This window comes from Jiella avicenniae (assembly GCF_021390325.1).
GTDB lineage: Bacteria > Pseudomonadota > Alphaproteobacteria > Rhizobiales > Rhizobiaceae > Jiella > Jiella avicenniae.
Map to the genome: position 1 here is coordinate 198,972 of NZ_JAJUWU010000009.1, position 12,986 is coordinate 211,957.

The window sequence follows — 12,986 nt, forward strand, 5'->3', positions numbered from 1 at the left end:
GGCCCCGGCCTATTTGTCGGGATATGAGCAAGATCGGCGACAACAAGCGTCCCCCCCAAGGCAAATCCCAGGATCGCGAGCCGTTTCGGCGCGCGGTGTCGGGCGCATTGCGAGCGATTTCCGGCGATCCGGAAATGGAAGTCACCTATGCCACCGACCGGCCCGGCCTCGCCGGCAATCGGGCGCGGCTTCCCGAGCTTCCCAAGCGCGCGACACTGAACGACGTGTCCGTCACCCGCGGTCTCGCCGACGCCATGGCCCTGCGCAAGGCGCGGCACGACAGCCGGCTGCATGCCAGCCTGTCGCCTGACGGCAAGAGCGCGCGAGCCGTCTACGACGCCGTGGAGCAGGCGCGCTGCGAGGCGATCGGCGCCAATGCCATGGCCGGTGTCGGCGACAATCTCGCCTCGATGCTGGAAGACAAATATTTCCGCTCGAATCTTTCCGACGTCACCGACCGTGCGGAGGCGCCGATCGAGGATGCGGTCGCGCTGATGGTGCGCGAACGGCTGACCGGGCGGCCGGTCCCGGCCAGCGCCCGGGCGCTCGTCGACGTCTGGCGCGACTTCATCGAGGACAAGGCCGGCAAGAATTTCGAAAAGTTGCCTGAGGTTCTGGAGGACCAGCAGGCCTTCGCCCGCGCGATGCGCGACATGCTGGTGTCGCTCGAAATGGCCGAGCAGCTTTCCGACGAGAACAACTCCGAGGAGGACGAGGACCAGGAGGACGAGCAGGGCGACAATCAGAGCCGCGACAACGAGGAGAGCGGCTCGGAAAAGGACGCCGGCAGCGAGGAGGCCGAAGCCGAGGAATCCGAGACCGAGGGCGAGAACGAGGAGACGGCCGAGGCCGAATCTTCCGAAGTGACCGCCGAGGATCCCGTCGACGACGACAGCCAGGACACCGAGACGCCGGGCGAATCGCGCCGGCCGAACCAGCCGCTCGACCGCGACTCCCCGCAATTCGACTACAAGGTCTTCACCCCGCAGTTCGACGAGGTCGTCGGGGCGGAGGATCTTTGCGACGAGGCCGAACTCGACCGGCTCCGGGCCTTTCTCGACAAGCAGCTGTCGACGCTGCAGGGCGTCGTCGGGCGGCTCGCCAACCGTCTTCAACGCCGCCTGATGGCGCAACAGAACCGGTCCTGGGATTTCGATCTCGAGGAGGGCTATCTCGATTCGGCGCGTCTCGTCCGCCTCGTCATCGACCCGATGCAGCCGCTTTCCTACAAGATGGAGCGCGACACCGAGTTCCGCGACACCATCGTCACGCTGCTCATCGACAATTCCGGCTCGATGCGCGGCCGGCCGATCACCGTCGCCGCCACCTGTGCGGACATCCTGGCGCGGACGCTGGAGCGCTGCGGCGTCAAGGTCGAGGTGCTGGGTTTCACCACGCGGGCCTGGAAGGGCGGCCAGTCGCGCGAGGCCTGGCTGAAGGCCGGCAAGCCGGTGAAGCCCGGCCGGCTGAACGATCTGCGCCACATCGTCTACAAGTCTGCCGACGCCCCCTGGCGGCGCGCCCGGCGCAATCTCGGCCTGATGATGCGCGAGGGTCTGCTCAAGGAGAACATCGACGGCGAGGCGCTGATCTGGGCGCACAACCGTCTCCTCGCGAGGCCCGAACAGCGGCGCATCCTGATGATGATCTCCGACGGCGCGCCGGTCGACGATTCGACGCTGTCCGTCAATCCCGGCAACTATCTCGAACGGCATCTCAGGGCGATCATCGAGGAGATCGAGACCCGCTCCCCGGTCGAGCTTCTCGCAATCGGCATCGGCCACGACGTCACCCGCTACTATCGCCGGGCCGTCACCATCGTCGATGCCGAAGAACTCGCCGGCGCGATGACCGAGCAGCTCGCCGATCTTTTCGAGGAGGAGGGGCGCCGTCGCGCTGCGGGCAGCACTTACCGCCGGGCAGGCGCCCAGAGGTGATCTTTTCGATCTCTGCGTCCGCGGGGGCCGGCGGCGCCCCGCCGGCCGTTTTCCCCCGGGCATGGCTCGCCCTGGTCGCCGCCGTCGCCGTCGCGCTGCCCGGTCCCGTGGCGCTCGCCGCGCCGGCGTCGCCGGCAGGCGAGCCGATCACCGTTCGTTCGACCGAAATCCCGCGCTTCGACAAGAACTCTGCCGCCAGGCGTTTCGGCGCCCTGACGTTCGTCGGCGGGCTGCAGTTTTCCTCCTTCGACGGCCGGCTGCACGGCATCTCGGCGATCCGCCTCATGCCGGGCGGCGAACGCTTCGTCGCGGTGACCGACAACGGCTGCTGGATCACCGGCACGATCATGCGCGACGACGAAGGCCGGCCGACGGGCCTCGCCGACGTCGCCGCGAAGCCCTTGACCGATCTCCTCGGGCGGCCGATCGCCGGCAAGGCGTTCGGCGACGCCGAATCCCTGGCGATCGATCCGGACGGCACCACCGCCGCCGTCGGCTTCGAGCAGCGGCACCGGATCTGGGCCTACGATCTCGATCGTCTCGGCGCGGCGAGGCCGCGCAATCTGCCGCTGCCATTCCCGGTCGGCGAGCTGCGCGCCAACAAGGGGCTGGAGATGCTCTCGGTCGCGCCGAAGGCGTCCCCCCTTCGCGGAGCCATGGTCACGGTCGCCGAGCACTCGATCGACGCGGCCGGCAATCTCTTCGCCGGCATCGTCGGCCGGGGCGGAGAGCGCGGCAGCGTCTTCAAGGTGCGGCGGGACGATGGCTGGGAGGTCTCCGACGGCGACTTCCTGCCGAACGGCGATCTCCTGCTGCTGGAGCGCCGGTTCGAAGGCATTTTCAGCGGCCTCGGCATCCGCATTCGCCGGATAGCCGGCGGATCGATCCGGGCAGGCGCTCTGGTCGACGGGCCGGTCGTCTTCGAGGCGGATCTCTCCGACGAGATCGACAACATGGAGGGCCTCGACGTCTGGCAGGACGGGGCAGGCCGCACGCGGCTGACGCTGGTCTCGGACGACAACGGTTCGTTCTTCCAGCGCAACATCCTTCTGGAGTTCGTCTGGAGCGGCGAGACGACCGGAGGGGACGGAAGGCCGGTCGGGCAGTAGGACGAGGTGCATCCGACGCTGCAGCGCTTCCAAACGCCGACGGCGCGGCTCCTTCCGGAACCGCGCCGTCGTTCATTCGGCTATCGGAACGGCGAGCCGGGCCGCCGTTCGACGATCGATCAGGCGGCGACCTGGGCCTTTTCGCCGGTCGGAACTTCCGAGATCGTCTTCAACACCTGCGAGGCGATGGCATAGGGGTCGCCCTGCGAGTTCGGGCGGCGATCCTCGAGATAGCCCTTGTAGCCGTTGTTGACGAAGGAATGCGGCACGCGGACCGAGGCGCCGCGATCGGCGATGCCGTAGGAGAACTTGTTCCACGGCGCCGTCTCGTGCTTGCCGGTCAGGCGCATGTGGTTGTCCGGGCCATAGACGGCGATGTGGTCGTGCAGGTTCTTTTCGAACTGCGCCATCAGCGCCTCGAAATAGTCCTTGCCGCCGACTTCGCGCATGTGCTTGGTCGAGAAGTTGCAGTGCATGCCCGAGCCGTTCCAGTCGGTGTCGCCGAGCGGCTTGCAGTGGTATTCGATGTCGATGCCGTAGCTCTCGGTCAGGCGCTGCAAGAGGTAGCGCGCCATCCACATCTGGTCGGCGGCCTTTTTCGAGCCCTTGCCGAAGATCTGGAATTCCCACTGGCCCTTGGCGACCTCGGCGTTGATGCCTTCGTGGTTGATGCCGGCGGCGAGGCACTGGTCGAGATGCTTCTCGACGATCTCGCGGGCGACGTCGCCGACCGCGCTGTAGCCGACGCCGGTGTAATACTTGCCCTGCGGCTCGGGGTAGCCCTGCGCCGGGAAGCCGAGCGGCCGACCGTCCTTGTAGAAGAAGTATTCCTGCTCGAAGCCGAACCAGGCGTCGTCGTCGTCGAGGATCGTCGCGCGGCTGTTGGTGGAGTGTGGGGTGACGCCGTCCGGCATCATCACTTCGCACATGACGAGCGCGCCGTTGGTGCGGGCGGGATCCGGGAAGACCGCCACGGGCTTCAGCACGCAATCGGAGCTGTGACCCTCGGCCTGCATCGTCGACGAGCCGTCGAAGCCCCAGAGCGGCAGCTGCTCGAGGGTCGGGAACTCGGCGAACTCCTTGATCTGCGTCTTGCCGCGCAGGTTCGGAACCGGCGTGTAGCCATCCAGCCAGATATACTCGAGCTTAAATTTCGTCATCAGTCATCTTCCATGGTGGACGCGGCGGGCGCGTCGAAACACATCGATCGGTCCGGGGGCTCGAAAAGAGCGCGCCGTTCGGAGCCGATCATGACGTAGCATGTTCCGTGCCAAACCGACTGCGGCGTGTCCGGCAGTTTTCTTTCGTGCTGCCCGGCTGGCGCGGCGGGAAGAGGCCACGATCCCGGAGCGGCCGTCTGAAGCCGGGGAAACGCTCGCCGCAGCAGGGGCGCGAGCAACCGTTTGTCCTTGCGTTTCGTTCTCCACCCGGATCGGGACCGAAAAAGCGGCTTCGAACGTCGATGGCGACGCTTCTCGGCAGGGATGGGCTCGTTCGTGGTGATCGGCAAATCGGCAAGAAACAGCCTATAAATTAGGCATATTGCATAAGGGATATGCATACCTATCTCTGGGATGATATGCTGCCGGAAAGCAGAACGAGGGAGAGGAATCGAACCATGCATCCGAACGAACATCGCCAGAGCGCCGAGATCCTGCAGTTTCCGACCGAGGCGCGCCGCACCGCCGTCGAGATGTCCCGACGCTTTTCGAAGGATCGGCTTCCGGACTTCGTGGGCTTCGCCATGGGCGGCGCTTCCTATCACGAAGATGCGATCCGCGAGGAAGCCGAGCGCAACCGGCGCGGTCACTGACGGCTTCGGGATGCTGGACGTCCCTCGGCGCCACGCCTCGACATCGCCTCGCTCGGGTGGCCGGACGGTACGTTCCGCCGAAAGCGTAGGCGTTGATCTCGTCGTGCCGGTGAACGGCGACGCGAATTGGGCCTTGCCAAGGGCGTCGGCGCGTCGCATCACCCGCGGATGGCTGACATCCGATCCAACCGGCCGCGTCTCGACGCCTGTCTCGTCGAGCGGGGGCTCGTGCAGACGCGTTCGCGGGCGCGCGACGCCATCCAGCGCGGGCATGTGCGTGTTGACGGACGGGTCGAGACCAAAGCGAGTTTCGCCGTCGAGGCGGATGCCGAGATCTCTGTCGACGACCCGGCCCAGGCTTACGTTTCCCGGGCGGCGCTGAAGCTGAAGGCCGGCCTCGACCGGTTCGGCATCGATGCTAGGAGGCGGACGGCGCTCGATATCGGCGCCTCGACCGGAGGCTTCACCCAGTTGCTGCTGGAACGGGGAGCGGCGCATGTCGTCGCGATCGACGTCGGCCACGGCCAGATGCACCCCGCGATCGCCGCCGATTCCCGCGTCGGCGCCGTCGAGGGCCTGAATGCGCGCGAGCTGACGCGGGAAGACATCGATGGCCGGACGTTCGACCTCCTCGTCGCCGACGTCAGCTTCATCTCGCTGACGCTCGTCCTGCCGCCGGCGCTCGAACTCGCGGAGCCGGGAACCGACGCCGTCTTCCTGGTCAAGCCGCAATTCGAGGCCGGCCGCGAGGCGATCGGCAAGGGTGGGCTCCTGCGCGATCCCGAAACGGCCTTCGCCGTGGCCGAGCGCCTGCGGGACTGGCTCGGTGCCCAGCCCGGATGGCAGGCTCCGGGTCTGATCGACTCCCCGATCGCCGGCGGCGACGGCAATCGTGAATTCCTTCTCAACGGACGAAAGACCAGCTCTTGCGGGTGACCATCGAAAGCCTCGGCGCCAAGGGCGACGGCATCGCGCAAGGGGCGAGGGGACAGCACTATCTGCCGTTCACGCTGCCGGGCGAGGTGGTCGAGACCGAGGCGGACGAGAGCCTGGTCGGACACGACTTCACGCTCGTCGAAGCCTCGCCGGAGCGCCGCGATGCGGCCTGTCCGCATTTCGGCGACTGCGGCGGCTGCGATCTCCAGCACGCGAGCGACGACCTTTATCACGACTTCAAGCGCGGGCTCGTGGTCCGCGCCCTGGAGCGGGAGGGCATCGAGGCGGCGGTGGCGCCCCTCGTTACCTGCCGCCCGCGCTCGCGCCGACGGGTCACGCTGACGGCGGCGAAAGCCGGCAATCGTGTCGTCCTCGGCTACAATGCGGCGCGCACCAATCGCGTCGTCGCGATCGAAACCTGCCCGATCGCCCATCCGGCGATCGAGAGAGCGCTGCCCTTTCTGCGGCGGCTGTCGTCGCTGCTGATCGACCGCAAGCGGCCGCTGAAGCTCGCCGTCACCGTGACCGGCGCCGGCCTCGACGTCGCCGTGAGCGATGCCGCTCTGCTTTCCGAGAAGCTCCGTCAGCCGGCGGTGACGATGGCGCTCGAAGCCGGCATCGCCCGTCTGAGCCTCGGCAGCGAGATTATCGTCAAGGCAAGGCCGCCGCTCGTCGATTTTTCCGGCATCGCCGTCGAGCTTCCGCCCGGCGCCTTTCTGCAGGCGGTCGAGGGCACGGAAGACGCCATGGCCGATCTGGTGATGGGCCATCTGTCCGGCGGCAAGCGCGTCGCCGATCTGTTTTCCGGCTGTGGCACCTTCTCGCTGCGGCTTTCCCGGCGCGTGGCCGTCCACGCGGTCGAAAGCGACGCCGCGGCCCTTGCCGCCCAGGACCGGGCGCATCGGGCGGCGTCCGGGCTGAAGCCGCTGTCGACCGAGCGCCGCGACCTCTTCCGACGGCCGATCCCGGCGAAGGAGATGAAGGGCTTCGACGGCGTTCTCTTCGATCCGCCGCGGGCCGGGGCAGAGGGTGTCAGCCGCGAACTGGCGGCCTCGGCCGTCAAGCGCGTCGCAGCCGTGTCATGCAACCCGGTCACTCTCGCGCGGGACCTGAAGATCCTTCTCGCCGGCGGCTATCGGCTGGTCTCGGTGACGCCGCTGGATCAGTTCCTCTGGTCCCGCCACGTCGAGGCGGTGGCGCTCCTGGAGCGAGGATGATTGCACGGATGGTGGCGCAAGGCCGCTTGCCGTTCGGCGGCCGCCGTGCGAGCGAAGACCTTGGAACGCCATTCCTGCCAACAGCATTCCAGCGACGGGGCTGACGGATCTTGACCGAATATCTCGCACAATACGGGTGCGGACTGCTTTTCGTCGTCGTCCTCCTGGAATCGACGGGGATGCCGCTTCCGGGCGAGAGCCTGGTCGTCGCGGGCGGGCTGCTCGCCGGCGACGGTTCGCTGAACATTCTTCTCGTCCTCGGCGCGGCCTTCTTCGGCTCGGTCATCGGCGACAATATCGGCTATCTCGTCGGACGGCGTTACGGACGCGCCATCGTGGTCCGCTGGGGCGAGCGTTTCGGCCTCGGGGAAAAGCGCTTCAAGATGGTCGAGGAGCGGTTCGAGAACTACGGCTTCGTCGTCGTCCTCGTCGCCCGCTTCATCATCATCCTGAGGCAGCTCAACGGCTTCGTCGCCGGCACCATGCATATGAACTGGCCGGTCTTCCTGCTCTACAATTCGATCAGCGCTGCGGCCTGGTCGCTCGCCTATGGCGGTCTCGCCTTTCTTTTCGGCACGGCCTTCCAGACCTACTTCGCTGGCCACTCCACCTGGCCGCTCTACCTCGCCGCCGCCGCGATCTGCCTCGTCGGCTGCGTCGGCACATACAAGTTCCTGTTCAAAGTCGACGAGGAGCCCGACAGCGGCAAAGACGAAGCGGCCGAGGCCGGGGCCAGCCGGAAGCACTGACCCGTCGGGGCAGGCCGGAGCGGCCATGTGGCCCGGCCGCTCCAAACGCATCGCCTGCCGTTACCTCGCCGCCGCCGCGTTGCGGCCGTCGCCGCCCTCATATTCGCGCCACGCCTGGCGCAGGATCTGGACGGAGGAGGTGAGGAAGACGCCAGCCATGATCGCCGCCACGGCGAGGTCCGGCCAGGGGCTCGCCGTCGCGAATACCAGAAGCCCGGCGCCCATCACCGCGACGTTGCCGATCGCGTCGTTGCGCGAGCAGAGCCAGACCGATCGCACGTTCGCGTCGCCGTCCTTGTAGCGCATGAGGAGGAGGACGCTTACGAGATTGGCGGCGAGCGCGAGGAAGCCGATCGCACCCATCAGCCCCGCGCTCGGAAGGCCGAGAACCAGCGTGTGGTAAAGCGTCGAGCCGAACACCCAGATCGCCATCAGGCAAAGCGATGCGCCCTTGAACAGGGCCGCCGAAGCGCGGGTCTTCAGCGAGGCCCCGATCACCGCGAGGCTGAGGCCGTAGGTGACGGTGTCGCCGAGGAAATCCAGGGCATCGGCCTTGAGGGCCTGCGAGCCGGCGAGTTCGCCGGCGATCATCTCGGTCAGGAACATGACGCCGTTGAGCGCGATCACCGTCCAGAGGATCGCCTTGTAGCGCGCATCGACGCCGTCGAAGACGGGGACGCCCTCGTGACAGCCGCAGCCTTCCTTCGTCTCGTGGTCGTGCCCTGATGGCGCGGTGCGGCAGCAATCGTCGGTCATTTCGGACTCCTTTCGTTTTACCGACGACCCGTCTACGATCTCTAGCGACTAGAGGTTCAAGAGGAAGAGATGGCATTTTCGATTGGAGAGCTCTCACGCCGCGCCGGCGTGAAGGTGCCGACGATCCGCTATTACGAAGCCGCGGGGCTGATGCCGCCGGCGCCGCGCAGCGACGGCGGTCAGCGCCGTTATGGCCGGGCCGATGCGGAACGGCTGACATTCATCCGTCATGCTCGGGAACTCGGCTTCGAGCCGGAGGCGATCCGGGAATTGCTCGACCTCACGGCGCATCCGGAACAGTCCTGCGCGACGATCGACGCCATCGCCGCACGACACCTGCGCGAGGTCGAACGCCGCATCGCCAGCCTCGGCAGGCTTCGCGACGAACTCGCGCGGATGATCGGCGAATGCGGTCATGGCCGGATCGGCGACTGCCGGGTCGTCGAAACGCTTGCCGACCACGCTCATTGTGCCGGCGAGCATCCCTGACGCCGCGTCGGCAACGACTTCATCCGGATCGGGGCGATTCGATCCGAGCCTTGGGCCGCGCTCAGTCCCTTGCCAGCACGCCGCATTCCCAGCCGAGCATCGCCCGCTTGCGGGTGATTCCCCAGTGATAGCCGGTCAGCGCGCCGCTCTTGCCGAGCACCCGGTGGCAGGGGACGACGAAGGAAACCGGGTTTCGCCCGACCGCGGCGCCGACCGCGCGGGCCGCCTTGGGCGAGCCGATCCTGTCGGCGATCGTCGAATAGGTCGTGGCGCGGCCGAAGGGGATTTCGAGCAGGCTCTGCCAGACCCGGATCTCGAAGTCGGTGCCGATCAGCACGACCTTCAGCGGCCGCTCCGCCTCCCAACGGTCGGGATCGAAGATGCGTCTGGCATAGGGCGCCGTGCGCGAGGCGTCGGCCATGAAGCGGGCCCGCGGCCAGCGACGCCGCATGTCGTCGAGCGCCGTCGCCTCGCCGCCGTCCGTCGGATCGGCAAAGCCGATGCCGGCGAGGCCGCGGTCGGTGGCCACCACGATCGACAGCCCGAAGGGCGAGGGGTGAAAGCCGTAGAAGAGATCGATGCCGTCGCCGCGCGCCTTGTAGTCGCCCGGCGAGAGCGCCTCGTGCTTGACGAACAGATCGTGCAGCCGCGAGGGGCCGGAGAAGCCGACCTCGTAGGCGGCGTCGAGCAGCGAAGCGCCGTCGTCGAGGAGGCGGCGGGCATGATCGAGTGTGACGGCCTGGAGAAACGCCTTCGGCGTCAGCCCCGCCCAGCGCTTCAGAAGCGAGGTCAGCGTCTCTTCCGAGCGGCCGACCGCCTCGGCGATCTCGGCGAGATTCGGCTGGCTGCGATATTCGGTGGCGATGAACTCGATCATCCGGCGGACGGTCTCGTAGTCGGTCAAGGCAGCACGTCCGGTCGGCATGATCTGGGGCAGGGGAACGGCGTCGAGATGGGCATGAGCGAATGACAGCATGGCGGGATCTCCTTCGAGACCATCAGTGCATGGAGTGAAGACATGCCGCCACCCGATTTCCGGATGCCTCAAGATTCGTCGTCGTTCAGATCCGCCATCAGGGACTCGATCGTTGCGAAGGACTTCGTTTCTCCGCGTTCGGCGGCGGCCAATGCTTCCCGCGTTTCCGCATTCGGTACACGCACATCGAATGGCAAGGCCTGGTCGGCGGCGACACGGACCAGCATGAGCCGGATCGCGTCGGACACCGAGAGACCCATCTGCGACAGGACGGCGCTCGCCTGCTTTTTCAGATCAGGGTCGACACGCGCGCGGACGACTTCAGAAGCCGCCATGGCCATCCCCTCCTTGAGTGAGAGTTAAGGCTACAATGTAGCTACAAGATAGTCGGTTGCGCGTCGCCAGATGTCAATGTCCATGAGGCGGTCCATCGTCCCAGGCGCAACGCTCACGTCGCCGAAATCCACTTGAGATCGAATCATGGTCCGACGATGCTGATGAGCGACGGGTGGAATTCATTCGCATGTCGAGGTTGTCGGCGGAGGCAATGGGGTGGCAAGCGCGATACGGAGAACCTCCGGGTTCCGGCGTGATTACAAACGCGAGAAGAGGGCGAACCCGTCCCTCGACGAATTGCTCGTCCCGATCCTCACGATGCTTCTCGCGGGTGAAAAGCTGCCGGTGCGCAATAAGGATCATCCGTTGAGCGGGAATTGGAGCGGCTACCGCGACTGCCATCTCAAGCCGGATCTCGTCCTGATCTACAAGCGTGATGAAGACGATTTGGTGCTCGTTCGCCTCGGCTCCCACGCCGAACTCTTCGATTGAGTTACCGCGGCATCTGCCACTCTGAGCAATCGTCCAGTCTAGCCCCGCCTCGCCCGAACCAGCGCGTCCTGAAAAGCCTCGGCGAAACTGTGCTTGTCGTCGGGATTGAGGAAGCTGCCGATCTCGGTGGAGCCGTCGCGCGAATCGACGCTCATGCGGGTGATCCCGATTTCCTCGTGGCGGGCGACCGAGAACCGCGCGAAGAACGGGTTGTGATGGGCTTCGCGCACGATTCCCTTCGGCGAGGTCTTGCGGATGGCGCAATCGCTGCGGGTGACCATCACCTCCTCGCGAGCCCTGGCGGACCGGTAGCTCGCCGAAAAGGCCCACCAGACGATCAGAACGTCGAGGCCGAAGAAGCCGACCACCGGCCAGGCGCCGTTGGCGAGGAACAGGATCCCGGTGACCAGGCTGACGATGCAGAAGAAGCCCATCATCACCGTGAAACCGCGCCGCCCCAGCGAGCGGTAGGGCGTCAACAGGGCCTGGAAGATCGGCCGTTCCGAGGCAGGGGACGTCGCTTCGTCGCGCGGATCGGCCCCGGCGTTCCGAATGAAGTCTCGATCGTCGTTGGCATCCATCGGCCGGGCTCGCTATAGGGCGATGATGAGCGAAAAGATTGACAAGCCGGCCCCGAGGGTCAAGCGCGACGGCGCAAAGGCCGCAGCGAAGAGCGCGAAAGGCCGCTTGGCCGCGCGACCGCCGAAGATCCCCTATTCGGCCGACGAGATCGGCGAGATCTTCCGGCGCTTCGCGGTGCAGCGGCCGGAGCCGGAGTCGGAACTCGAACACACCAACCCGTTCACGCTGCTGGTCGCGGTGGTGCTTTCGGCGCAGGCGACGGATGCCGGGGTCAACAAGGCGACGCGGGCGCTGTTTGCCGCCGCCGACACGCCGGCCGCCATGGCCGCGCTCGGCGAGGCGGCGATCCGCGAGCACATCAAGACCATCGGCCTCTTCCGCAACAAGGCGAAGAACGTCGCGGCGCTGTCCGAGGCGCTGCTCGAGCGCCATGGCGGGAAGGTGCCGAACGACCGGGCGGCGCTGGAAGCGCTGCCGGGCGTCGGGCGAAAGACCGCCAACGTCGTCCTCAACGTCGCCTTCGGCGAAGAGACGCTGGCCGTCGACACCCACATCTTCCGGATCGGCAACCGGCTGCATCTGGCGCCGGGAAAGACACCAGACGAGGTCGAGCAGAACCTTTTGAGGGTCATCCCGCAACCCTACCGCCGCCACGCCCATCACTGGCTGATCCTGCACGGGCGCTACGTCTGCAAGGCGCGCAAGCCGGACTGCGGGATCTGCGTCATTGCCGACCTCTGCAGGGCCGAGGTGAAGACGACCGACGTTCCGGCCGAACTCAGGCCCCTGCCGCCCGGTCCGCCGGCAGTCTGACGTCGTTTCGGGGAAGTTCCGGGAGGCCGCCCTGCCTGGCCGAAATCCGCTGATGGAGATGCACCATCAGGCTGGCGGCGAATAGCGGCGTCAGGAGGTTGACGATCGGAATCGCCATGAACAGCGCGACGACGAGACCGGCGAGGAACACCGTCGTCGAATGATCGCCGCGCATGTCCTTGGCCTCCGCTTCTGCGCGATAGCGCATCGCCGCGAATTCGAAATACTCCCGGCCGACGAGATAGCCGTTCACCAGGAAGAAGGCGACGATGTTGACCCCCGGAACGAGCAACAGGAACAGCGCGATCACGTTGCCGACGATGACGATGCCGAAGAATTTCACCGACAGGACGATGCCGCGCCAGAACGGCACTGGCCGGCCGACGGGAGAGGCGGGATAGCCGTCCCGCTCGACCACCTCGGCGACGTCGTCGAGAAACAGGCTGGCGATGATCGCGCTGATCGGGCCGATGAGGAAGAGAAGGCCGATGGCGAGGGCGAGGCCGGCACCCCAGCCCGCCACGGTGCCGGCCTGGTCGACCCAGTGCGGCGCATCGGGAAAGAGATTCGACAGGAAGGGCACCGCCAGCCACTCGAACACCGTCTCGACTGCGATCCAGAGAAGGATCAGGACCAGCGCCGTCAGCCCGAGCGACTTCCACAAGGTGGCGCGGAAGGGCGGCGACAACAGATCCGACAGGGCGAGGCGGGCGCTGGTGAAGATCATGGCGTTCTCTCATCTGGCAGGGATGAGATAGGCAGGGGCGGGGCCGCCCGCAAC

Annotated in this window: 15 protein-coding genes; 9 read left to right on the forward strand and 6 right to left on the reverse strand. The window is 66.7% G+C overall.

Annotated elements, in window-relative coordinates; translation table 11 throughout:
• Positions 1-23: 23 nt before the first annotated feature.
• Positions 24-1,937 carry a cobaltochelatase subunit CobT gene (gene cobT / locus LZD57_RS11260; protein ID WP_255699904.1) on the forward strand — a complete coding sequence of 638 codons (1,914 nt, stop codon included), beginning with the start codon at positions 24-26 and terminating at the stop codon, positions 1,935-1,937.
• A complete protein-coding gene (locus LZD57_RS11265; protein WP_233719718.1) occupies positions 1,934-3,046 on the forward strand; it encodes an esterase-like activity of phytase family protein in 1,113 nt (370 codons plus the stop codon). Before cobT ends, LZD57_RS11265 begins: the two co-directional genes overlap by 4 nt.
• Before the next feature lie 119 nt (positions 3,047-3,165).
• On the opposite strand, the gene LZD57_RS11270 is transcribed toward LZD57_RS11265, so the two are convergent.
• Complete coding sequence (locus LZD57_RS11270) at positions 3,166-4,206, reverse strand: glutamine synthetase beta-grasp domain-containing protein (RefSeq protein ID WP_233719719.1); 1,041 nt, start codon at positions 4,204-4,206, stop codon at positions 3,166-3,168.
• A 458-nt stretch (positions 4,207-4,664) separates the two neighbouring features.
• Between LZD57_RS11270 and LZD57_RS11275 the strand changes: the two genes are divergently transcribed.
• The 4 genes from LZD57_RS11275 to LZD57_RS11290 all read left to right on the forward strand — a co-directional run bounded on the left by LZD57_RS11275 (position 4,665) and on the right by LZD57_RS11290 (position 7,761).
• Positions 4,665-4,859, forward strand: coding sequence for a DUF2735 domain-containing protein (locus LZD57_RS11275; RefSeq protein WP_233719720.1), 195 nt, complete (start codon positions 4,665-4,667; stop codon positions 4,857-4,859).
• A 168-nt stretch (positions 4,860-5,027) separates the two neighbouring features.
• Positions 5,028-5,795 (forward strand): TlyA family RNA methyltransferase, encoded by a 768-nt coding sequence (locus LZD57_RS11280; RefSeq protein WP_233719721.1) that lies wholly within the window; start codon positions 5,028-5,030, stop codon positions 5,793-5,795.
• Entirely contained in the window at positions 5,792-7,012 is a 1,221-nt protein-coding gene (locus LZD57_RS11285; RefSeq protein WP_233719722.1) for a class I SAM-dependent RNA methyltransferase, read from the forward strand. The genes LZD57_RS11280 and LZD57_RS11285 overlap by 4 nt, the downstream gene beginning before the upstream one ends.
• Before the next feature lie 110 nt (positions 7,013-7,122).
• Complete coding sequence (locus LZD57_RS11290; RefSeq protein WP_233719723.1) at positions 7,123-7,761, forward strand: DedA family protein; 639 nt, start codon at positions 7,123-7,125, stop codon at positions 7,759-7,761.
• Positions 7,762-7,821: 60 nt separating this feature from the next.
• On the opposite strand, the gene LZD57_RS11295 is transcribed toward LZD57_RS11290, so the two are convergent.
• Positions 7,822-8,517, reverse strand: coding sequence for a cation efflux transmembrane domain-containing protein (locus tag LZD57_RS11295; protein ID WP_233719724.1), 696 nt, complete (start codon positions 8,515-8,517; stop codon positions 7,822-7,824).
• A gap of 69 nt (positions 8,518-8,586) precedes the next feature.
• Here LZD57_RS11295 and LZD57_RS11300 point away from each other — a divergent pair, with 69 nt between their 5' ends.
• Positions 8,587-9,006 carry a MerR family transcriptional regulator gene (locus LZD57_RS11300; protein WP_233719725.1) on the forward strand — a complete coding sequence of 140 codons (420 nt, stop codon included), beginning with the start codon at positions 8,587-8,589 and terminating at the stop codon, positions 9,004-9,006.
• Between the two features lie 61 nt (positions 9,007-9,067).
• On the opposite strand, the gene LZD57_RS11305 is transcribed toward LZD57_RS11300, so the two are convergent.
• Together LZD57_RS11305 and LZD57_RS11310 are read right to left on the reverse strand one after the other, a co-directional pair.
• Entirely contained in the window at positions 9,068-9,931 is an 864-nt protein-coding gene (locus tag LZD57_RS11305) for a bifunctional helix-turn-helix domain-containing protein/methylated-DNA--[protein]-cysteine S-methyltransferase (RefSeq protein ID WP_233719757.1), read from the reverse strand.
• Between the two features lie 119 nt (positions 9,932-10,050).
• A complete protein-coding gene (locus tag LZD57_RS11310; RefSeq protein WP_233719726.1) occupies positions 10,051-10,317 on the reverse strand; it encodes a type II toxin-antitoxin system RelB/DinJ family antitoxin in 267 nt (88 codons plus the stop codon).
• A gap of 217 nt (positions 10,318-10,534) precedes the next feature.
• Here LZD57_RS11310 and LZD57_RS11315 point away from each other — a divergent pair, with 217 nt between their 5' ends.
• The gene (locus LZD57_RS11315; RefSeq protein WP_476733806.1) at positions 10,535-10,810 is read left to right on the forward strand and encodes a type II toxin-antitoxin system YafQ family toxin; all 276 of its coding nucleotides are present in this window, start codon (positions 10,535-10,537) and stop codon (positions 10,808-10,810) included.
• Between the two features lie 38 nt (positions 10,811-10,848).
• On the opposite strand, the gene LZD57_RS11320 is transcribed toward LZD57_RS11315, so the two are convergent.
• Entirely contained in the window at positions 10,849-11,391 is a 543-nt protein-coding gene (locus LZD57_RS11320; protein ID WP_233719727.1) for a DUF2244 domain-containing protein, read from the reverse strand.
• A gap of 22 nt (positions 11,392-11,413) precedes the next feature.
• Between LZD57_RS11320 and nth the strand changes: the two genes are divergently transcribed.
• Positions 11,414-12,205, forward strand: coding sequence for an endonuclease III (gene nth, locus LZD57_RS11325; RefSeq protein ID WP_420844796.1), 792 nt, complete (start codon positions 11,414-11,416; stop codon positions 12,203-12,205).
• On the opposite strand, the gene LZD57_RS11330 is transcribed toward nth, so the two are convergent.
• Positions 12,171-12,932: a sulfate transporter family protein gene (locus LZD57_RS11330; protein WP_233719729.1), complete on the reverse strand. Its 762-nt coding sequence runs from the start codon at positions 12,930-12,932 to the stop codon at positions 12,171-12,173. The genes nth and LZD57_RS11330 overlap by 35 nt on opposite strands.
• Positions 12,933-12,986 lie beyond the last annotated feature (54 nt).

Coding starts and splice junctions, on each gene's coding strand:
- cobT (WP_255699904.1), top strand. CDS start 24: ATGAGCAAGATCGGCGACAACAAGCGTCCCCCCCAAGGCAAATCCCAG.
- LZD57_RS11270 (WP_233719719.1), bottom strand. CDS start 4,206: ATGACGAAATTTAAGCTCGAGTATATCTGGCTGGATGGCTACACGCCG.
- LZD57_RS11275 (WP_233719720.1), top strand. CDS start 4,665: ATGCATCCGAACGAACATCGCCAGAGCGCCGAGATCCTGCAGTTTCCG.
- LZD57_RS11280 (WP_233719721.1), top strand. CDS start 5,028: ATGGCTGACATCCGATCCAACCGGCCGCGTCTCGACGCCTGTCTCGTC.
- LZD57_RS11295 (WP_233719724.1), bottom strand. CDS start 8,517: ATGACCGACGATTGCTGCCGCACCGCGCCATCAGGGCACGACCACGAG.
- LZD57_RS11300 (WP_233719725.1), top strand. CDS start 8,587: ATGGCATTTTCGATTGGAGAGCTCTCACGCCGCGCCGGCGTGAAGGTG.
- LZD57_RS11305 (WP_233719757.1), bottom strand. CDS start 9,931: ATGCCGACCGGACGTGCTGCCTTGACCGACTACGAGACCGTCCGCCGG.
- LZD57_RS11310 (WP_233719726.1), bottom strand. CDS start 10,317: ATGGCGGCTTCTGAAGTCGTCCGCGCGCGTGTCGACCCTGATCTGAAA.
- LZD57_RS11320 (WP_233719727.1), bottom strand. CDS start 11,391: ATGGATGCCAACGACGATCGAGACTTCATTCGGAACGCCGGGGCCGAT.
- nth (WP_420844796.1), top strand. CDS start 11,414: ATGATGAGCGAAAAGATTGACAAGCCGGCCCCGAGGGTCAAGCGCGAC.
- LZD57_RS11330 (WP_233719729.1), bottom strand. CDS start 12,932: ATGATCTTCACCAGCGCCCGCCTCGCCCTGTCGGATCTGTTGTCGCCG.